Below are 21115 nucleotides of genomic sequence, written 5' to 3'. Positions count from 1 at the left end.
CAACTCTCTTAATGAAGAAGGGTTCAGACTGTTATTTCAGTATTTTAATCATTAAAAAATATCTTTTGTTAGTCCACAGTCAATTTCTTTAGTTCCAATTCCGCAAAGGTTAAAAAACCGGCTAATGATTCAGAATTGGAAAATCCAGCTTGAGCTGATTTGTCATTTCCACCACCTTTTCCACCATACACTCCTAAGTTCTGTTTGAAAAATTGTCCGCAATTCACCCCTATTACCCCATTTTGATAAAGCACTGCTTTATTTTCTAGAACAGAGCCGAAAAGGACAACAGCATCTCGTTTAGAGGTAATCTTCGCGGCAAGCAGCTGTAGTTCTTTTAATGATTTATTGGAAAATTCACGAGTGATAAGTACCCCGTTGTTCTCAGACAAGATTTCTTTCATTTCAAATAATGCCATCTCTTCTTTTAATTTTTCATTTTCATCAAGTAGATGCTTTTGGTTTTGCTCAGACCTATTTATACGGTCAAGAATGTCATCTCGTCCCGCGCTGTATTTACTGGATAATCTTGTGATTATTGCTAAGCTTTCTGAGAAATCTCGTAACGCCCGAAATCCACATTTGAAATAAATACGAGTGAAGCTTTTTTGTTTTTCCATTTTCAACAGTTTAATCATCCCAATTTCGCCTGTTTGCCGGACATGAGTTCCACCGCATGGGTTATATTCGATTCCTTCCATTTCAACAATACGAATATTTTCCGTAACTTTAGGTAACTTCACGACTGGCAATTCCTTAAGTTGTTCAGAAGTAATGAAATAGGTGTGCAGCTTTCTATTTTCGAAAATATATTGATTCGCTAGTTGTTCTAAACTGTTGACTTGATCTTTGGAAAATTCTTTTCTGTCCACATCAATCGTCACATAGTCTGTTCCGAGGTGAAAACTTAATGTGTTTGCGTCAAATAACTCACGACATACTGCTGACAACAGATGCTGACCACTGTGATGTTGCATATGATCAAAACGACGCTCCCAGTCAAGTTCACAGTAAACCTTACCTAGTTCTGGTTTTCTAGTTAAAACATGAACAATTTCCTCATTAATAACTTGCACATCTACTATATCAATTCCAGCGATCTTTCCGCGGTCTGATGGCTGGCCACCACCTTCTGGATAAAAAGCCGTTTCTTGCAGTGTAACGTAGAAATGGCTGTCTTTTTCAGTGACTGTCAGGATTTCAGAATCCCATGCTTTTATTGAAGTATCATCATAATATAATTTCGTTGTCATTACTTTCTCCTCCTGAACCAAATATCGTCATTATATCATGTAAGAATGAACCAATAATATAGATAATCTGAGTATTGATTTCATAGTAGAATTTTATAGCGCTCTAAAAAATCTAGCTTCTTTTTCTCGATTATTTGCTTTCCAATTGCCGAGAACCTTTAATTTATTAGGGTTTCAGTTTTTTTTATTTCCAGGAAGTAAATTGACAATGTAAATCCCATTAGGTAATATTTCTAATATATCAATTATAGAAACAATTGTTTCTATAATTGAAACGATAAATAATATTGGAGGTATAGGATGGTTACTTTAATAACAATTGGCCAGACCCCTAGAGATGATTTGTTGAAAGCGTTTAAAAAAGAGGGTATATGTGATTATCAACTGGTTGGTGCACTTGATCATGTTTCTCAAAATGAAATAGATGTATTAGTAAAACAGCCAGGAGAAGAAAAATTATACGTTGTATTGAGAAATGGAATGGCAAATATGAGCCAAGGCACGATCGAAAAAAAGGTAGAAGATGCAATAAAAAAATATGAGGATTGTTCTGAAGTTATTGCAGTGTTGTGCATGAGTGAATTTACGTATACATCTAATCGAACAGAAATAATTTATCCGATTAAAGAATTGAAAGAAAAGGTAGGAAATATAAAAAACGGTGATACTACGATAATATTTGTTCCAATCAAAGAACAGATAGGAACAGCGAAAATAAAATGGGCAATTGTAGAAGGGAATAAACATATTGTAGCTGTTCATCCAAAATCTGAAGCAGTACTTGAAGAAATGATTAGAGAGATTGAATTACATCATCCAAAGTATGTGATCATGGATTGCTATGGGTATGAATCGGATTTAGTAGCTCAAATTGAAAGTGAATATTCATGTACTTGCTATAACGCCCAACATTTAATTGTTCAGAAAGTGAAGGCAGTTAGGAATGAATAAAAATAGTTCAGAAATTTTATTAACCTTAGATAAAGGATTACAAGTTATATCACATTTATCGATTATTAATAGACCAATATCAATTGGTGAATTATCTAAAATAATGAAGATAAATAAATCAACTTTATTCAGAATATTAAAAACGCTACAAAGAAGAGGATTCGTCTTTCAACAAGATAATGGTGATTATGGTTTGCGTCCTGAGGAATTTAATATTATTGTGGATCGATTTGATAAAAATGAAGCTCTGCAGCGCACATTACGACCGGAATTAGAAAAATTATCGAGTCAATGTTCAGAGACGGTAACTCTTTCGGCTCTTGTTGACGAAAAAGTGGAGTGCATTGATAAAATAGATAGTCCCAAATCTGTACATGTCACCCATATTATTGGCAGATATTCACCTTTACATGCAGCTGCTTCTGGAAAAGCGGTATTGGCTTTTATTCCTCAAGCTAAAATAGCTAGGATTATGAGTGAAGAGGTTTTGGAGAAATTTACTGATTCTACAATTGTTTCAAAAGTGATACTTGAACAGGAATTAAAACAAATAAAAAAGAATGGATTTGCTGTTAGTCATGGGGAGTTAGATTTAGGGATTAGTGCAGTAGCTGCACCCATATTCTCGAAGTCTGGAAAAATAGTAGGATCAGTTAGCATCCTAGGAATAAGTCAAAAATTTTCGGAAGAAACAATCATAAGTCTTTCAAAAACAGTGATAAATTCAGCTGATAAAATGTCAGCATTATTAAACTATTGATGGGGTGTAGAGATGGAATTGATAAATAAAGATCGATTATGGAAAACAATAAATGATTTAGCTGCTATCACAATTGAGAATCAACCATGGACGAGACGGTCATTTACCGCCAAATATAACGAAGGGCGAGAATGGTTAATAAATGAAATGAGAGAAATAGGTTTAGAAGTAAAAAAGGATGAAGGAGCTAATGTAATTGGGCGTTTAATTGGAACTGAACCAAATCTACCTCCAATTGTTATTGGATCTCATACGGATACGGTTCCAAATGGAGGTAGATTTGATGGAATTGCTGGTGTACTTGTAGGATTAGAAATTGTTAAATCTTTGGTTGAACACAACATTGCAATCAAACATACAATTGAAATTGTAGATTTTACAGCAGAAGAACCATCAGAATACGGTTTATCTACAGTTGGGAGCCGTGCATGGTCTGGTAACTTAACTGAGGAAATGTTGACTTACACGAATTCGGATGGACAATCGTTATCAGCTGCGATTTCATTTGCAGGTGGAGACCCAAAGACTCTATTTAATTGTAAAAAAGAGAAAGATACAATTGCTCTATATTTAGAATTGCATATTGAACAAGGACCAGTTTTATTAAGAAATAATGCGAGTTTAGGTGTTGTAACAGGGATTGTAGGAATTCAACGCTATAAAATTTCAGTAGATGGATTACCAAATCATGCAGGAACAACACCGATGGATATGAGAAATGATGCTCTTACAGCAGCTGCTGAAATGACGCTTGCTCTAGAGAAAGTAGCAAATGAAGAATTTGAGCAGCCAGTTGTTGGAACAGTTGGCGTTTTTAATAATTTTCCAAATGCATCAAATGTGGTACCTGGAAAAGTAGAATTCGCTGTTGAAATTCGTAGTATTTCTGAAGAAGTGATTGACAAAGTAGCAAATGACTTTTTAGAAAATGTTGATTCGATTAGGAGGGCTAGAAATGTAAATGTACAAATTGAAAATATCTCAAGATCAAGCTCAATTGTAATAAATGATGAAATTAAGCAATTATTACATAACTCATGTAGAAAAGTGACAGATAGCGTTATTGAATTACCAAGCGGTGCTGGTCATGATGCAAATCAAATGTCATTGCTTGCTCCGGTAGGGATGATATTTATACCATGCAAGGATGGTAGAAGTCATTGTCCAGAAGAATGGGCAGAGAAAGAGGATTTATATTTAGGAGCAAAGGCCATGTTAAATGCTGTTCTAGAGTTTTCAAAATAGTTTTCAAAGATAATACTGTAAAAAATCCATTCATCTTATTTAAAAGATGAATGGATTTTTTTATTAAATGAAATTTCTGAATAAAAGCGCTTGCAAAAAAGGGTTGTAAAGTATATATTATCAATATTAGATAATGCATTATCACTAAATGATAACCTGTAACATAATTGGTGATTTCACATTATCTAAAGAACGGAGGATTGTAGTGAGCGCAGAAAAAACTTTGGAAATTTTAGAGCAATTTGATTTTGAATCAAGAACACTTTCTGTCCCTGAACTAGCAGCGAAGCTACAACAACCACAAAGCTCAGTGTACAGGCATTTGAGGGTACTGAAAGAAAAAGGATACATTATTGAGTATTCACCTGGATTGTATAGCTTGGGATATATATTTTTAAAACTTGCTAAAATTGTAAAAATGGATATTGATCTACCAGTCGTTTCGCAAGAAGCAATGAGAGAATTAACTCGATCAACAGGAGAAACCTCCATATTACTAGTACCCTCGAATTTACAAGCGGTTTGTTTAGCAGCAGTTCCTTCTGGCCACCCAATTAAGGTTTCTTCTGAACAAGGAAATATTGTCCCTATTTACGGAGGAGCTTCCTCAAAAGCTTTATTGGCTTTTATGGGTGACCAAATTGTTAAGGATCTTTATCTTAGTGGAGTTGTAAAAAAACACACGAATCAAACGATTCTCGATTTGGATGTCATGTTAAATCAATTAGAGGAAATTCGCCAAAAAGGGTATTCTTATTCGGAAAGTGAAATTGATGATGGTGTTATTTCTTATGGTATGCCGATATTTGATAGTGACAAGAAGCTAGTTGCATCTTTAAGTGTTGCTGGCCCAAAAGAAAGAATGGAAAAAAAAGAGAAGAATGAAATTGTACAGGCAATAAAAACTGCTGTAGAAAAAATTGAAAATCAACTATAAGGGAGTTTTTACGTCATGACCAAAGTAGAGCAGATTATTAAAGGGAATATTGTTACTAAAGATACAGTAATCCATGGAGAAGTTGGAATTAAGGAAGGAAAAATCGTTAGTATTCATGAAGGATCAGGAAATTTGGAGTCTGAAAATATCAAAGATTTTGGTGATGCATATGTTTTTCCGGGAACGATTGATGTTCATGTGCACTGTTTTAGTAATCCAAATGAAGGATTTGTTACAACTAGTTCTTCTGCCGCAGCAGGTGGGATCACAACTTTCTTAGATATGCCTTATGATTTGCCAAACCCAATTAATAATGTTGAGCAATTCAATAAGAAAGTTAAGCAGTTAGAAGAAGAAGCAGTTGTAGATATTTGTTTATGGGGAACCATTTCGAAGAAGGGTGGAACAGATCAAATTATTCCTTTAGCAGAAGCTGGAGCGATTGCTTTTAAGATGTCTACTTTTGAAACAGATGAGTATCGTTTTCCGAGAATTCCAGATCCGGAAATCTTAAAAGCTATGAAACTGATTGAAGAAACAGGTTTACGAGCTGCTTTCCATTCGGAAAACGATGAAATCATAGTTGATATGATTGATCAATATCAGAAAGAAGGAAAGGTTTATCCTAAAGCGCATAACGAAACACGCCCGCCAGTTACTGAAACAAGTGCTGTATTAAAGTTATTGGAATTCGCCTATTGGACGAATGTGAAACTTCACATTGTTCATGTTAGTCATCCGAGAACAATAGATTTGATTAAACTATTCCAAGCTCAAGGAGTTAAAGTAACTTGTGAAACATGCTATCCGTATTTATTAATGGATGTAGATGATCTGGAGAAATACGGGCCAGTTGCGAAAAACAACCCACCATTAAGAGAAAAAGAGGAAGTTCAAGGGTTATGGGAGCATATTAAAGAAGGCAATATAGATCTAATCTCTTCTGACCATGCTCCATGGAGTGCTGAGCAAAAAGTTAAAGGAAATGATAATATTTTTCTTGCATCATCTGGGCTGCCTGGTGTTGAAATTATGACACCGTTAATGTTTAATAGCACTGTTTCAAATGGGAAATTATCACCAAATGACTTTGCAAATTTAATGTCTACTCATCCAGCAGAAGTATTTGCTATCCCTGGAAAAGGACAAATCAGTGTAGGGTTTGATGCTGACTTTACTGTAATTGATCCGAATCAAAAAACAGTTATTGACCAAAATTCATTTAAATCCTTCTCGAAATTAACTCCATTTGATGGACAAGAATTAAATTGTAAAGTGATTTCTACCATTGTTCGTGGGGAAGAAGTTTTCGATGGTGAAAATGTAACTAAAAATCCTGGATACGGTAAATTTGTTGCTGGATCAGCAGCAAAAGCAACTGTATCTATGTAAGTGTTAAGGTAAGGTCCATACTTCTTTAGGTAGGAGCTTCCAATCAGATGGGGAAGAACCCCATCTGATTTCCTTAAATGTTTAATCAAGTAAAACGAGTGTACTTTATCACATTTGAAAGGCATGGTGAAGATATGAAGTTATACTATTTACTAGCGTTAATACCCTTTATTGCAATACTAGGTGGGGCTCCTTTTGTAAACAAAGTCGAACCTTATGTATTAGGATTACCGTTTTTCTTATTTTGGATCATATTTTGGGCAATATTATGCTCAGTGATTATGTTCGTTATTTATCGTTTGGATCCTCTTAATAAGGAGAATGAAGAATGAATATAGCGTTGTTAATTATCATCCTATTTTTAATCATCAGTATTATTTTGGGGCTTTTAGCCAAACGTGGGAAAAATATGAGTATGGAACAATGGGCAATTGGCGGCCGGGGTTTTGGCGGGATATTTGTATTCCTCCTGTTAGCTGGTGAAACTTATTCCGTTTTTACGTTGCTAGGAACGAGTGGTTTAGCATTTAATAACGGCGCAGCAGCCTTTTATTTATTAGCTTTCACTGCTTTAGGAACAATAACATCGTATTGGCTATTACCGGTCATCTGGAAATATGCGAAAGAAAACAATGTAGTATCTCAATCGCAATTCTTCTCCAAGAAATATAACAGTACAGGTCTTGGAGTATTCGTTGCAATAGTAGGTGTAGTTGCACTGATTCCGTATATCACAATCCTGTTTAAATCAATGGGGATTTTAGTTGCAGCAACATCATACGGTGCTATCTCATCAAATGTAGCCATTTGGGTGGGGATGATTGCATTATTAGGTTATGTTATGGTCTCAGGAATTCATGGATCGGCATGGACCTCGACAATTAAAGATTTTTTAATATTCTTTGTTATCTTATTTTTAGGAATTTATTTACCGCTGCATTATCACGGAAGTTTTGAAGGGCTGTTCCAAGCGGTTAGTGAGGTCAGGCCTCAAGCATTAACCCTTCCTGAGAAAGGTTTGAGCGTTTCATGGTTTATCTCAACTGTAGCAATTAGTTCCTTTGCGTATTTCATGTGGCCTCATGTTGCACCAACAGTATTTGCGTCTAAAAATGCAAAAGCATTTCGTTTAAATGCAGTATTGCTACCGATATACGCTATTATGGTACTATTTGTTTATTTTGTTGGATTTACAGCAATTGTCGAGCTTCCTGGCTTAAAAAACGGTGACTTTGCATTGTTAGAACTTTCAATGAAGTCGTTTGATCCATGGTTTGTCGGTATTATAGGTGCAACAGGATTGCTTGCAACGCTAGTTCCCGGATCGATGATGTTAATGTCAGCGGCGACAATGATTACGACCAACGTGATAGAACCATTAAAGCCCAATGTTTCTGATAAAAATAAAGCACTCTTTGCAAAGGGATTTGTTGTTTTATTATCAATAGTATGTGCATTTTTCTCCATGAGTGAAAGTAGCACATTAGCCACTTTATATTTGACATCATTTAGTTTAATTACCCAAATGGCTCCGTCGTTGTATTTAAGTTTAAGAAAAAATAATGGAATTACTAAATATGGTGCTGGAATCGGAATGCTGGTAGGTGTAGCGATTGTTATCTATGTCACATTTACGAAAACAACAATGGCAATATTATTTCCATCGCTTCCAAGTGTCATTCAAGATTTGAATATTGGCATAATCGCTCTTGCTGCTAATATTTTGGTAATGTTTATTGTAAGTTCACTTACAAAAAATACTAGTATGAATGATAGAACTAATGGAAAAAAAAGCGATATAAAGTTAACGAGTTAAATAGAGTTGAATATAGAATTAATATAACGACTGTTGATTAACTACTATAAACCAAAAGGGATGCATGTTGGGGCACTACTTCTATAGTTTGTAGAACACAAACTATAGAAGTAGTGCCCTTTTGTTTATGAATACGACATTCCTAATTTGTTTTGAAAGAATATTTTAGAAAAGGCTGTTTTCGCATAGAGTGTGATTTAATTGAACATGACTGTTAAACAGTTGATATGTTAAGAAGCGCATAATAAAAGATCACAACAAGAGGTCTCTTTATTATAAGAATATTGATGCGACTACAAACCTATTATGATTAAGAGGGAAGGTATTCCAGTACCATTCCAACTTAAACTATCTATTAAATCAGCAAGATTTCCATTAACAAACCTGTAAAACGCATTGTTCATATTTCCAGTTGGATTTCCTTTTTATTCTTCTTGTCTTAGCCTCTCTCTTCTTTTTCAGAGTTTCTGAATCTTTACTCATTACCCCACCCCCACTTTCTATTCATCTAATATCTATTACTTAATCTACATTATATAAATTTATCTTTTTAGAATTGATAAATTTTCGCATTTAATAAACAACAATCCTTTAGAAAACAGCCTTTTCTAAATATGTAACCCTCTTAGCAAAATGTAAGTTGAAATAGAAAACTTTCATGAGCGTCCGACCCAAAGCCTTACGATGAAAAAAGTTAAAGTTTAAGAATTGTATAACCTAATGAAGGTTGTGGTGCGGAGCTGACCGCGCGAAGCCCCGCGCCTTTACCACAGAAAAATGTCTATGTAATGCGAGTCGATTGTATTATGATGAAGGTACGTTAGTAATAGGGGGATATTTGTGAATCTGGAAAAATATAAAAATCATTTAATACAGAATACGAAAAAAATTCTAATGGATTGGTTTGAATCTAAAGAAAATGAAAGGATTCCTCAAAGAGAAGTCTATCGTTTTCTTCATTCGGTTAAAGGAACTGCTGGAACCATTCAGCTTGGGGGCCTGATGCAAGTATCTGATCGGCTACTTTCTGTGCTTGATGAGAATAGTGAAAAGGTTTGGGAGCTTGATGAGCTAAGAAGCTTTCTATTTGATTTGATGGAATTAACCTACGAATATGAAAACTATGAACATGTAACGATGAAAACAGGCGCAATCAGACAATCGAACGCACAGCTTATCCAAATCATTGATGATGATGTGTCCATGTTAATCCTACTTAAAGATGTGCTTGAAGAAAAAGGTTGGATGGTTATAACGAATACAGATCCTGAAAAAGCGGTTAATCAATATTTCGAAATGCAGCCTGATCTTTTAATTCTAGATATACATTTACCGACGAAAGACGGCTTTCACGTATTAGAGGATATACAGACTCATAATGAAAAGTATTTCATTCCCAAGATGATAATAAGTATACAAAATGACAAGCAAACAAGAATAAAAGCTTATCAATCTGGTGCAGATGATTTTATCGGTAAGCCAATTGATATAGAAGAGTTCATCGTGAAGATAGAACGACATTTACAAAGGAAGAAAATGTTTGATCAATCGGTCTTAATAGATGAATTAACTCAAATCTATAATAGAAGATTTTTGGAAGAAACGCTTCCACGATATTTTCAAGAATTTAAACGGTCGAAACAGGCTTTCTCAATCAGCGTGGTAGATATTGATTACTTTAAGCATGTGAATGATACATATGGACATTTGTATGGGGATATAGTGTTAAATGAATTTGCCCAATTTATTAAGAGATCCATTAGAAGTTCCGACTTAATTTTCAGGTATGGGGGAGAAGAGTTTGTCATTATATTTCCAGGAACCAAGGATACAGATGCTCGACAAAGGCTGACGGAACTTATTCATGCATTTTCCCAAAAAGTGTTTATTTATAAAGAGAAGAGTTTTACAGTCACATTCTCTGCTGGATTGTTTACGGTTGATGATGAATTCGTAACTCCTGACGAAGCGTTTAAGTATGCAGATCATGCCTTATATGAGGCAAAGCGATTAGGTAGAGCGAGAGTTGAAACTGCTGGAAAATCCCTTTGTTACAAAAAGAATGTACTTAATGTGTCAGTCATTGACGATGATATCATTATTCGGACCATGCTTTATAAAATAATCGAATCGATTGACATGGGTCATATAGAACTAAATATTGCCGTCTTTGAAAACGGGCCTTTATTTTTTGAATCAGGAAGGGCAGATGACGGTCGGGATCATTTTTTGATTGTTGATGGTGTCATGCCAATCATGGATGGACTTGAGGTCCTACAAAAAGTGAAAACTGGTCCTTATGCAAACCAATTCTCGGTATTAATGCTGACTGGACGAAAGAGCAAAGAAAATATTGCTCAAGCATTAAAGCTTGGTGCAGATGATTATGTTACAAAGCCATTCTCAATGCCTGAACTACAGGCGCGAATTGAACGTTTACTAAAACGAGAAAAATAATGCAGATAAGCTAGAAAAACTGACAAAAAATCCGATCTATATAGAATGGGTGTTATTAGAAGATCACTTACAAGTATGAGTATGATAGAAAAATAATGTGGGTGATTCAGCTATTTTCGATTTCTACTCATTTTATTCAAGGAGGAAAAAACATGAAACGGATTTTATTGGCAGAAGATGAAGCAGTGTTACGGATGTTAATTGTTGACACGCTTGAGGATGAAGATTTTATCGTTGACGAAGCGGCTGATGGCCAAGAAGCACTTGATTATTTGAAATTGGAAAAATATGATCTTGTAATTCTTGATTATATGATGCCGGTATATACAGGTCTTGAGCTTATTGAAAAAATTAAGGCAGGAGAAACGCTGGGACATTCGAAAATTTTGATGCTTTCAGCAAAAAGCCAAGCCTATGAACAAGAAAGAATTCTGTTAGCAGGTGCTGACTACTTTATGGAAAAACCATTCAGTCCTCTTAAACTTTTAGAAAAAATTGAGGAAATTGTAAATGAGGCTTAGTAATTATTTTCGGAACAGCCTGTCCAGACAGGTTATTTTACTCATCAGTGCTTGTTTAATATTTGGTCTTTTTGGTACTGCCATTTTGTTTTTTCTTCAACAAAACTTAAATCATCAATATATCGAGAATCGCAAAGTGCTCGTTGAAAAACGGAAAACAATTAATACGATTTATGATGAATATAACGCTGTTTTTTTAGATATTAGAGGATATGTTGCATCGAATAACTCACAATTGATGGAGCGTGCAAGAGGGAAAGAAAAGGGTATAAGAGCGTTAATTTCAGTACTAGAACGAGATAGTGTGACTATTTCTGAAAAATCCGATTACCGAGAAATGGTTGAGTTTTCTGATTATTACTTTGGTGATGTGTTGCCAAATATTATCACTAATTATGAAAATGGTAATCATACTGAAATTCTTGATCTAGCAAATACAGAGACTACCATGAAAGTGGAACGGTTTCTAAAAGATACGAAGGCCAAAAGCTCAGCGCTTGATAATCAGTTAGCGAAGAATGTAGTCGAACTTAGTAAAAATCAATCAAATTTACAGCTAATCTTTATCGGTTTTATTGTTCTATTCTTATTGCTCGTCCAATATATTATTCGAATGATTTTTAGAAATATTGGCAAACCACTGATTGACTTCTCATTTGCCGCAAATGAAATTGCCGCTGGTAGAGAAGCGGTTATTCATGTAGATCCTAAGAGAAAAGACGAACTAGGTATGCTATCTGTTGCTTTCCAGAAGATGGTTGAAAGCATTCAAGAAAAAGAACAGGGATTAGTTGCGCAAAATGAAGAGTTAATAGCCCAACAAGATGAATTACATGCACAGCAGCATGAACTTGAAGTCACGTTAGAAAATCTCAGATTACATGAGCAAAAACTCACTAGAAGAAATGAATTAATTCATAGTATTTCTAATACCTTAAATAAAAAAGAAGTTCTTCAAAGTGTTGTTCAAAACATGTGTAAACTGATTGGTGCAGATCGAGGAATCATTAAACTAGTAGAAGAAGACGCTTATGCCGCTTTTGGTCTAACTCAAATAGGTATCGATCGATTTATCCGTTTTATGGATATAGGGTTGGTACAGCGTCTATTTGAGACAAAGCAAGCATTTACCTTGAAACGGGAACAAGAAATTGCAGAAAAAGGATATCATGAGAATATCAACTATAGTTATGATTTGTATTTACCCGTTCTATCATCTTCGCATAAAGTTGAAGCTATCATGGTGTTCAGCCGATATGGTAACAATTTCTCAGACAAGGATTTGAGTGAATATGAAGCATTAGCAAGACAAATTGCAATTTCTCTTGAAAAAATCAAGATGTATGAAGAAACGGAGAGTAATCGTAATTTAAATCAAGATATTTTAAATGCAGTCCAAGAAGGGATTCAGTTGATTGATCAAAATGGTAAAATGATTCAAGTAAATCAGCGTCTAAATTCCATCTTTAATCAAAAACAATTAATAAATGGATTGATAGGATTGTCATGGACTGAATGGAGCTCGCTTATGGCTGAGCAAATAGAAGGGGATACATTCCTTGTCAATTTGAAAAGAGCTATTGAATCTGCTGTAAATGCAGAAGAAGAGCAATCATTTGTTTATTGTAAAAAGGATACAAAACAAGTAATGAAGGTGTATGCGAAAACGATTTATCATGGGGATGATTCTCTAAGAACAATCCTTGTTCATCGTGATATAACGAAGGAATACGAAGTTGATCAAATGAAATCTGAATTTGTAAGCACAGTGAGTCATGAATTACGGACTCCTCTAGCAAGTGTCCTTGGTTTTACAGAACTTCTATTAAATAAAAAATTAAAGCCTGAAAGAAAAATGAAATATTTACAGACGATTTATAATGAAGCAAATCGGTTAACTTTATTAATTAATGATTTCCTTGATGTTCAAAGAATGGAATCAGGTAAGCAAACGTATGAGAAGAAATATGTGGATCTATATCCAATTATTGAAACTACAATCGAACACCAAAAAGTGAATACGACCCTTCATCATTTTGCGTTTGAATCGGGTGTTCATCAGTCTATTATTTTTGGAGATAAATCTAAGCTTGAACAAGTGTTTACGAATCTTCTTAGCAATTCAATAAAATACTCGCCAAATGGAGGAAATGTTACAGTTAGGATAAATGAGAACCCTGAATCTGTATTCATCGAAATTGAGGACGAAGGATTAGGTATTCCTAATGACGCCATTCCACATTTATTCCAAAAGTTTTATCGAGTTGACAATTCGGATCACAGAAGAATTGGTGGAACTGGCCTTGGACTAGCAATTGTTGAAGAGATTGTTAAAGCTAGTGGTGGAAAAATAACCGTCGAATCTGAATATGGGAAGGGAAGTGTCTTCAAGCTTGAATTTCCAAGGGTGATAACAAGGGAGCTAACGAAACAAACGGAAGGAATCTCATCAGATTTGAATTACAATATCATAGTCATTGAAGATGATTTAAGTTTAGCTGAACTTTTAAAACTTGAATTACTTGATAGCGGATTCCATGTAAGTTACTTTAGCAGTGGAAGTCAAGCGTTGGAACAAATGAAAACATCTGCCCCAGACGCCATTGTTCTAGATATTCTTCTTGAAGAAGATGAAATGGATGGCTGGAGTGTTATGAAAGAATTAAAGGGAAATGAACGATTCAAACATATACCCATCTTTGTTTCAACAGCTCTAGATGAAAAAGAACAAGGTTTTTCTTTAGGTGCTCAAGAATATCTAGTAAAGCCTTATCAGCCAAGTCAACTTTCAAAAGTGATTATGCACACTCTGTTAAGCAATGGGAAACAAGGTCAAATCTTAGTGCCTGAATAAACAATTTACAATTATGGGGATTGGTGTTAGGGATGTTGGAATCTTTAGGAAAAATAACTGGATGTGTTTAACAGAATTACCAGTGTTGGTATAATAGACAGATAAAGTCTATAAAATAGGAACGGAGAAGGTATATGGGGAGAAAATCGCGAAGAACAAGGAAACTGCTTATTCAAACGACATTACTATTATTTGTCTGTTTGATTATTAGTGTCGCATTTTATCTTTTTCAACTCCAATCGATAGAGCGACAGGCTGTACCGGCTTTTTCTGAAAAAGAAAGTCAGGTTACAAAAGTGGCTGTTAAGAAAGCACCAGAATCTTCTTTTCTAGAGAAAAAAACGGACGTACATAAGTACGAGCAATCGGGAACGCATAAACCCATCACAGTAACGTTTACCGGAGATGTTTTATTAGATCGAAGTGTAGGACAATTAATAGAAGCATATGGAGTAGATTATCCATTTATACAAGTAGGCGATACGCTCCGGAACTCTGATATCACGGCAATTAATCTTGAAACATCAGTCTCAACACGTGGCATTCCATCTGATAAGCAATTTACCTTTCGATCGGAACCAAAGACATTGCAAGGTCTAGTCAACTCAGGTGTTGATGTCGTTTCCTTGGCAAATAATCATACACTAGATTATGGACTCGACGCACTACGTGATACATTTGATCATTTGAAATCGTATAATATTGCCTATACAGGTGCAGGGAATAACGAGGAAGAGGCTTTTTCTGCCTTTTATAAGGAAGTGAACGGTAAGAAAATTGCAATCATTGGAATAAGTAGGGTTTTACCTGAGGTATCTTGGGGTGCAAAAGAGGATCAACCTGGTATTGCAAGTGGCTATCAAAATGAACCGATGATGACCTATATAAAGAAAGTAGCTGACCAGTCTGATTATCTAATGATAATGATTCATTGGAATAGGGAAAGACAAGATTACCCCGAAAGCTATGCTAGAGAAATGGGGAAAGCTTTCATTGATGCAGGAGCTTCAGCCGTTATTGGCTCTCACAGTCACTCATTGATGGGGATCGAGGAGTACAAAGGCTGTCCCATTTATTATAGCCTTGGTAATTTCATCTTCACAGAATCGGCTTCACCAAAAGGTTCAGAAACGATGATTGTCCAAGTTACTTTAGATAATGGAGAAATTTCTTCTTCGCTCAAACCTGCGAAAATTGTCAAAGGACAACCACAATTCATGGACGAAAACTATAACCAAGCGATTATATCAAAGCTCAATCAACTTTCTTATAATGTAAAGATTGATGGAAAAGGTGCAGTGAGTTACTTGCAGTAACTCCGCGCTTTTTTAAATTAAACATATACAACTCTTTCGAAAAATGATAAATTCAAATATGGTAATCAGAATAGAAACGTGGCTGCTAGCGCTGGATACGGACAGACGAACATAGTTAAAGACAACTATTATCCGTTTTTAATACGCTAAACGATAAAAAACGGGTACAATATTAGAAGTAGATGTAGCGAAATGCTTCAGGAGGTATAAAGATGAGTAAGATTCAGGCTGGAATGGCCATTAAATTAGAAGTGGAACGAGAAGCTGAGTTTGGTTATTTTATTGGTGACGGGATGGATAGTATCCTTCTACCGAACAGTGAAATCCAATCTGATTCACAGATTTCAATAGGTGATAAAGTGAAGGTTTTTGTCTATCTAGATAAAACGGGTCGCTTGACTGCAACAACGAAAATTCCTGAAGTGCGCTTCGATAGTTATGGCTGGGCAGAGGTTGTCAGCGTGAAAAAGGAAATGGGTGTATTCGTAAACATTGGCTTAAGTAAAGATATCTTAGTTTCAGTTGATGATTTGCCGAACCTGCGTCATCTATGGCCGAAAGTGGGAGATGCTCTATATATTTCACTAAAATCAGATCGTCATGAAAGGTTATTAGGAAAACTTGCGTCAGAAGATGTAATGCAGGAAATGTCAGTCGAAGCCCCATTAAAAGGAATTCGTAACGATTCTGTTAAAGGAAACGTTTACCGCTTATTAATGGTTGGCTCTTTTTTCATCTCCCAAGAAGGATATCGCTGCTTTATCCATGAAACAGAACGGGTTGAGGAACCTCGTCTTGGTGAGCTTGTGGAAGGACGAGTTATTGATCGGAAAGAGGATGGTACGTTAAATGTTTCCCTTTTACCTTTCAAACAAGATAAAATGGAAGAAGACGCAGCCGTTATTTATAAATATTTATTAAATCGTGGTGGTGCAATGCCATATGGCGATAAAACATTGCCAGAAGATGTGAATTTCCATTTTGGCTTAAGCAAAGGTGCGTTCAAACGTGCACTAGGTAAACTAATGAAAGAAGACAAGGTCTATCAGGAAGATGGCTGGACCTATTCTGCAAATCGAAAATAAAGCTTAGGGATGATGAAATTTTTCACTGTCATTTAGTGAAATACGTTCATCATCCTTTTTGTACTAATAATAAATCGACTATTCTGTTTCCTTGTTATCTCGTTGTCATCTTACTGTTATGTTTGTTACTAGATCTTTATCTGCTTGTTCTTTGCAGGGGGAGATTCTGTGTTAACATGAATATTGTTAGCTTGAACAAGCATAACAGGGAGGGAACTATTATATGAAAAAATCAATCTTATCATTAGCTGCGGTTGCGGTATTGTCCGTTAGTCTAGGGTCACAAGCAAATGCGCAGGATGTGAAAGTGAAAGATGGAGATACAATATGGGGACTTTCTCAAACACATCAAGTATCTGTAGAAGACATTATGACATGGAACGGGTTAGAAACGGCTCGAATACATACGGACGATATATTAAAGATTTCAAATGAAGAATATTATACGATTAAATCTGGCGATACATTATGGAATATTGCGAAAAAAAATGGCGTAACAGTCGATGAAATTAAAGAATGGAACGGAATCGAAAGTGATTTAATCTACCCTGGCAATCAGATTGTTATTTTGGATCGTACAAGTCAGGCACCCGTTCAGTCTGCGTCTGTTCAAAAATCAAGACCTGTTGAAGCTCCACAGACAGAGTCTACAAAGCAGCCAGTATCGGCAGCATCAGCAGAACCAGTCGTTAAACAGACTGCGAAAACTGCAACTAGCACGGAAAATGTCGCAAAGGAAATAAGCGTTACTGCAACAGCTTATACGGCAAGTTGTAATGGCTGCAGTGGAATCACTGCAACTGGAATTAATTTAAAAAACAACCCTGATACGAAGGTAATATCAGTCGATCCGTCAGTCATTCCGTTAGGTTCGAAAGTCTATGTTGAAGGATATGGAAATGCAGTAGCTGGAGATACGGGCGGGGCAATTAAAGGAAATAAAATCGATGTCTTTATTCCTAACTTGCAAGATGCAAAAAAATGGGGAAGAAAAAATGTGAAAGTTAAAGTTTTAAACTAAAGGTCAGATAATAAATAGATGATTATCCCATAACAAAAGGGTCTGAACCCACATCTACTATATATTGTTTATATTATGTGTAAATGACACAATAAACGGTATATAGTGTAGTGAGGTCAGACTCTTTTCTTTTTTATCCCAGGCTTAGCGAGCAGTAAGACTTCCATTGATTGAAGTTTCACTTTATCATTCAATTTGTCATCATATCTATCTTTTCGTATAATGAAAGAGCTTATACAATCTATGAAAATGGCTGGAAAGGGTGAACGTGTTGAAAAGTGAGCATCAACAACTGCTTCAAACCTATTTCGGATATGATTCCTTTCGATCAGGACAGGAAGACATTATCGAATCGGTTCTAGCAGGATACCGTACGGCTGGAATTATGCCGACTGGTGGAGGGAAATCAATTTGTTATCAAATCCCCGCACTTATTTTTCCCGGAATTACGCTTGTCATTTCCCCCCTTATCTCATTAATGAAGGATCAGGTGGATGCTTTACACCAAAATGGCATTTCAGCTACGTTTCTAAATAGTTCCCTTGGAGCTAGTGAAGCGGCAGAACGACTTGCTGAGATTAAAGCAGGAATGCATAAGCTGGTGTATATTGCTCCGGAAAGATTAGAACTTCCTCATTTTTTGCATCAATTAAGTGAACTGGATATTTCGTTTGTTGCTATTGACGAGGCACACTGTATATCACAATGGGGGCATGATTTCCGTCCGAGTTATTTGAAAATCAATACACTCCTACAAGAAATTCCACAGAACCCGGTTGTCCTCGCCCTTACAGCCACTGCTACGCCAATCGTCAAGGAAGATATTTGTCGGACTCTAGATATCGATTTAGACCATCAATTCTCCACAGGATTTGCACGAAGTAATCTTACCTTTTCCGTTATGAAGGATGAAAATAGAGCGCAGTTTTTAATGAGATATTTGGAAAAAAATCATAGTGAGTCAGGGATTATTTACGCATCAACAAGAAAAGATGTGGACCGGATCTCACAAAAGCTTACGAATACTGGGATTAAAGCAGGGAGATACCATGCTGGGATGAATGAGGAGGAGCGTACACGTCAACAGGACGCTTTTTTAAAGGACGATATAACAGTAATGGTGGCTACTTCTGCCTTTGGAATGGGGATTGATAAATCGAATGTGCGGTTTGTTGTACATTATCAAACACCGAAAAATATGGAAAGTTATTATCAAGAAGCGGGACGTGCTGGTCGTGATGGACTTGAAAGTGAATGCATCCTTCTTTATTCGCCCCAGGATTTACATATTCAACGGTTTTTCATTGATCAATCGCAAGGAACAGATGAATGGAAGTATCAGGAGTTACAGAAGCTGAATCAAATGAAGGATTATTGTTTCACAGAAGGGTGCCTGCAAGCCTTCATCCTTCGCTATTTTGGAGAAGAAAACCCTGATGATTGCGGGCACTGTGAAAATTGTAAAGATAATCGTGCTGAAATGGATGTAACGACAGAATCACAAATGGTTTTGTCTTGCATGATCCGAATGGGTGAACGTTTTGGGAAAACATTAATTAGTCAGGTGTTAACGGGTTCAAAGGTGAAAAAGATAGAAGAGTTTGGCTTCCAAAAGTTATCTACTTATGGCATTCTTTCAGCGAAATCAGCCAAGCATGTTGCGGATTTTATCGACTATTTAACTGCACAACAATTCATAGAAATTACCGGCGGGCAGTTTCCAGTGCTAAAGGTAAGTGATACGGGTAAAGAAGTTTTACTAGGAAAACGGAAGGTAATGCAAAAAGAATTAAAACAGGTACAGACTATTACAAATATCGACAGCGGCTTGTTCGAAATGCTTCGCCAAACTCGAAAGGAAATTGCTCAGAATGAAAAAGTTCCACCTTTTATTATTTTTTCCGATGCTGCGTTAAAAGACATGGCAGTCAAATTGCCGGTTACAGTTTCGGAGATGCTTATGGTTAAAGGTGTTGGGGCACAGAAACAAGAACGATACGGGGAACAATTTCTTCAAACAATTGCTGAATATCTAGCTGACAATCCAGATGCTGAATTGGAGAAACCTCTTGTGGCTCATGCTGAAGTGAAAAAACAAACTAAAAAAGAAGCCACGCATCTAGAAACTTATCGTTTGTACAAAGAAGGAAATAGTATGAGTGAAATAGCCAGCACTCGTGGTTTAAGTAGAATAACCATTGAAAATCATCTTGTAACATGTGCGGAAGGTGGTTTTGATTTAGAGTGGGAAACGTTTCTACCGAAGGAGAAACTGGAGTTGATCTATCAAGCTATTGAAAGCACAGGTGCTGAGAAGCTCAAGCCGATTAAGGAAAATGTACCAGAGGATATTTCCTACTTCATGATAAAATTAGCATTATTGAAAATGGGACAAACCAATGGATGATTTGGATAAATAAATTCAATTTTTATGAGTATACTAATTTCAGAGGTTAGTATCCTGTTTCATTGTTAATGTTAGATGAGTATCAAAAAAAGAATTGAACATCTAAAATGACTATTTTTTATCGTGGCTAAGTAAAGTGAATGATTGTAGTTTTATTAGTTTTACATTTGATTTTTGGAGGGGACAGATGGAAGAGAATCGTGATACACCAATTCAAGAGCAGGAGTATACCCCAAGTAATACGAATGTAGTTTCAGTCAAAAGTTGGTTGGGTACTTTAGCATTGTTAATCATTCCAGTTGTTAATATTATCTTATTGTTTGTTTGGGCATTCGGTGGTGACACCAATTTGAACAGGCGGAATTTTGCTAAGGCACAATTGATTCTAATGGCCATTATTATCGGACTGTATCTTATTGTTCTCGTGTTTTTTTTAGTATTGGTTGGCATTACAGCGAATACTTATTGAATAATCTATGCTAGACACGGTTTGGATTATCAGAACCATTCATTTGTAACTGTGGTTTCACATGAATGAGCCTAAAATTGTTTAACATAGCCATTGAATTAGAGAGAAGATGGAAGAGGATTTTTTTATGTATCAGCAGACTTGAGTGTTGACTATTTTTTGAATGTCCGCTTAATTAGATAAAGTGAAATTTCAATCAGCGGGGGTTTCACTGCTCGTTAATGCGGGATAAATAAAATCCGACTATTTTTTTGATAAATAAATCCTGGTAATTATGAGTATACTATCCATAAAGGAGGTTACTCTTATGTACTTTGGTAAAAAGAATGCAGAGGAACCCGTTGTTGAAATGGTCGATACAGACGTCTATTCATGTGAATCGGAGGCTTGTAATGGCTGGATGAGAAAAGACTTTGCAAGTGCAGAAAATACTTGTCCAATGTGTGGGAGCAATCTAGTTGAAGAAGTAAGGGAGTTACCGAAAATTTCGAACGAGTATAATGCTTATCGTTAAGAAGTGAAGGGGTTACCTGAATGGTAATCCCTTTGTTCATGAAAAGAGAACTTGACCTCTTTATTAAATAATGGTATGATTGTTATCTTAGTGTTTTTCTTATGAATAACACAGAGG

The 21115-nt window shown here is 35.8% G+C and carries 18 protein-coding genes; 16 read left to right on the top strand and 2 right to left on the bottom strand.

Annotated elements, in window-relative coordinates; all coding sequences use genetic code 11:
* Positions 1–68 precede the first annotated feature (68 nt).
* Positions 69–1253 carry an alanyl-tRNA editing protein gene (locus tag JNUCC23_RS12470; protein WP_454211720.1) on the bottom strand — a complete coding sequence of 395 codons (1185 nt, stop codon included), beginning with the start codon at positions 1251–1253 and terminating at the stop codon, positions 69–71.
* A 300-nt stretch (positions 1254–1553) separates the two neighbouring features.
* Between JNUCC23_RS12470 and JNUCC23_RS12465 the strand changes: the two genes are divergently transcribed.
* The 7 genes from JNUCC23_RS12465 (at position 1554) to JNUCC23_RS12435 (ending at position 8354) form a co-directional block, all read left to right on the top strand.
* Positions 1554–2204, top strand: coding sequence for an AroM family protein (locus tag JNUCC23_RS12465; RefSeq protein WP_454211718.1), 651 nt, complete (start codon positions 1554–1556; stop codon positions 2202–2204).
* Positions 2197–2964 carry an IclR family transcriptional regulator gene (locus tag JNUCC23_RS12460; RefSeq protein WP_403070971.1) on the top strand — a complete coding sequence of 256 codons (768 nt, stop codon included), beginning with the start codon at positions 2197–2199 and terminating at the stop codon, positions 2962–2964. The genes JNUCC23_RS12465 and JNUCC23_RS12460 overlap by 8 nt, the downstream gene beginning before the upstream one ends.
* A 12-nt stretch (positions 2965–2976) precedes the next feature.
* Positions 2977–4209 (top strand): M20 family metallo-hydrolase, encoded by a 1233-nt coding sequence (locus JNUCC23_RS12455; protein WP_454211716.1) that lies wholly within the window; start codon positions 2977–2979, stop codon positions 4207–4209.
* A gap of 205 nt (positions 4210–4414) precedes the next feature.
* Positions 4415–5146, top strand: a complete 732-nt coding sequence (locus JNUCC23_RS12450) for an IclR family transcriptional regulator (protein WP_062179071.1) — start codon at positions 4415–4417, stop codon at positions 5144–5146.
* A 15-nt stretch (positions 5147–5161) separates the two neighbouring features.
* On the top strand, positions 5162–6538 hold the full coding sequence (locus JNUCC23_RS12445; protein WP_403070980.1) for a dihydroorotase: 1377 nt from the start codon (positions 5162–5164) through the stop codon (positions 6536–6538).
* A 134-nt stretch (positions 6539–6672) separates the two neighbouring features.
* Positions 6673–6870 carry a DUF3311 domain-containing protein gene (locus JNUCC23_RS12440; protein WP_403072115.1) on the top strand — a complete coding sequence of 66 codons (198 nt, stop codon included), beginning with the start codon at positions 6673–6675 and terminating at the stop codon, positions 6868–6870.
* Positions 6867–8354, top strand: coding sequence for a sodium:solute symporter family protein (locus JNUCC23_RS12435; protein WP_403070983.1), 1488 nt, complete (start codon positions 6867–6869; stop codon positions 8352–8354). Before JNUCC23_RS12440 ends, JNUCC23_RS12435 begins: the two co-directional genes overlap by 4 nt.
* A gap of 293 nt (positions 8355–8647) precedes the next feature.
* Here JNUCC23_RS12435 and JNUCC23_RS12430 read toward each other — a convergent pair whose 3' ends face one another.
* On the bottom strand, positions 8648–8758 hold the full coding sequence (locus JNUCC23_RS12430; RefSeq protein ID WP_403070986.1) for a DUF6366 family protein: 111 nt from the start codon (positions 8756–8758) through the stop codon (positions 8648–8650).
* 436 nt (positions 8759–9194) lie between these two features.
* On the opposite strand from JNUCC23_RS12430, the gene JNUCC23_RS12425 reads away from it, so the two are divergent.
* The 9 genes from JNUCC23_RS12425 (at position 9195) to JNUCC23_RS12385 (ending at position 20998) form a co-directional block, all read left to right on the top strand.
* A complete protein-coding gene (locus JNUCC23_RS12425; protein WP_454211713.1) occupies positions 9195–10811 on the top strand; it encodes a GGDEF domain-containing response regulator in 1617 nt (538 codons plus the stop codon).
* A 152-nt stretch (positions 10812–10963) separates the two neighbouring features.
* The gene (locus JNUCC23_RS12420) at positions 10964–11332 is read left to right on the top strand and encodes a response regulator (protein ID WP_062179083.1); all 369 of its coding nucleotides are present in this window, start codon (positions 10964–10966) and stop codon (positions 11330–11332) included.
* Positions 11322–14186 carry an ATP-binding protein gene (locus tag JNUCC23_RS12415; protein WP_454211710.1) on the top strand — a complete coding sequence of 955 codons (2865 nt, stop codon included), beginning with the start codon at positions 11322–11324 and terminating at the stop codon, positions 14184–14186. The genes JNUCC23_RS12420 and JNUCC23_RS12415 overlap by 11 nt, the downstream gene beginning before the upstream one ends.
* Positions 14187–14320: 134 nt before the next feature.
* Positions 14321–15502 (top strand): CapA family protein, encoded by a 1182-nt coding sequence (locus JNUCC23_RS12410; RefSeq protein WP_403070996.1) that lies wholly within the window; start codon positions 14321–14323, stop codon positions 15500–15502.
* Between the two features lie 212 nt (positions 15503–15714).
* Complete coding sequence (locus JNUCC23_RS12405) at positions 15715–16587, top strand: CvfB family protein (RefSeq protein ID WP_403070999.1); 873 nt, start codon at positions 15715–15717, stop codon at positions 16585–16587.
* Positions 16588–16810: 223 nt separating this feature from the next.
* Positions 16811–17608, top strand: coding sequence for a LysM peptidoglycan-binding domain-containing protein (locus JNUCC23_RS12400; RefSeq protein ID WP_403071002.1), 798 nt, complete (start codon positions 16811–16813; stop codon positions 17606–17608).
* Positions 17609–17879: 271 nt separating this feature from the next.
* Entirely contained in the window at positions 17880–20015 is a 2136-nt protein-coding gene (gene recQ, locus JNUCC23_RS12395; RefSeq protein WP_403071005.1) for a DNA helicase RecQ, read from the top strand.
* Positions 20016–20202: 187 nt separating this feature from the next.
* Complete coding sequence (locus tag JNUCC23_RS12390; RefSeq protein WP_062179100.1) at positions 20203–20484, top strand: hypothetical protein; 282 nt, start codon at positions 20203–20205, stop codon at positions 20482–20484.
* Positions 20485–20791: 307 nt separating this feature from the next.
* Positions 20792–20998 (top strand): cold-inducible protein YdjO-related protein, encoded by a 207-nt coding sequence (locus tag JNUCC23_RS12385; RefSeq protein WP_062179103.1) that lies wholly within the window; start codon positions 20792–20794, stop codon positions 20996–20998.
* Positions 20999–21115 lie beyond the last annotated feature (117 nt).

The sequence above is a fragment of the Peribacillus sp. JNUCC 23 genome, assembly GCF_053653995.1.
The sequence above is the reverse complement of the archived record's forward strand: the minus strand, read 5'-3'. Positions and strand labels throughout refer to the sequence as shown.

Coding starts and splice junctions, on each gene's coding strand:
- JNUCC23_RS12460 (WP_403070971.1), top strand. CDS start 2,197: ATGAATAAAAATAGTTCAGAAATTTTATTAACCTTAGATAAAGGATTA.
- JNUCC23_RS12410 (WP_403070996.1), top strand. CDS start 14,321: ATGGGGAGAAAATCGCGAAGAACAAGGAAACTGCTTATTCAAACGACA.
- JNUCC23_RS12400 (WP_403071002.1), top strand. CDS start 16,811: ATGAAAAAATCAATCTTATCATTAGCTGCGGTTGCGGTATTGTCCGTT.
- JNUCC23_RS12390 (WP_062179100.1), top strand. CDS start 20,203: ATGGAAGAGAATCGTGATACACCAATTCAAGAGCAGGAGTATACCCCA.
- JNUCC23_RS12455 (WP_454211716.1), top strand. CDS start 2,977: ATGGAATTGATAAATAAAGATCGATTATGGAAAACAATAAATGATTTA.
- JNUCC23_RS12440 (WP_403072115.1), top strand. CDS start 6,673: ATGAAGTTATACTATTTACTAGCGTTAATACCCTTTATTGCAATACTA.
- JNUCC23_RS12465 (WP_454211718.1), top strand. CDS start 1,554: ATGGTTACTTTAATAACAATTGGCCAGACCCCTAGAGATGATTTGTTG.
- JNUCC23_RS12430 (WP_403070986.1), bottom strand. CDS start 8,758: ATGAACAATGCGTTTTACAGGTTTGTTAATGGAAATCTTGCTGATTTA.
- JNUCC23_RS12470 (WP_454211720.1), bottom strand. CDS start 1,253: ATGACAACGAAATTATATTATGATGATACTTCAATAAAAGCATGGGAT.
- JNUCC23_RS12435 (WP_403070983.1), top strand. CDS start 6,867: ATGAATATAGCGTTGTTAATTATCATCCTATTTTTAATCATCAGTATT.
- JNUCC23_RS12385 (WP_062179103.1), top strand. CDS start 20,792: ATGTACTTTGGTAAAAAGAATGCAGAGGAACCCGTTGTTGAAATGGTC.
- JNUCC23_RS12445 (WP_403070980.1), top strand. CDS start 5,162: ATGACCAAAGTAGAGCAGATTATTAAAGGGAATATTGTTACTAAAGAT.
- JNUCC23_RS12405 (WP_403070999.1), top strand. CDS start 15,715: ATGAGTAAGATTCAGGCTGGAATGGCCATTAAATTAGAAGTGGAACGA.
- JNUCC23_RS12420 (WP_062179083.1), top strand. CDS start 10,964: ATGAAACGGATTTTATTGGCAGAAGATGAAGCAGTGTTACGGATGTTA.
- JNUCC23_RS12415 (WP_454211710.1), top strand. CDS start 11,322: ATGAGGCTTAGTAATTATTTTCGGAACAGCCTGTCCAGACAGGTTATT.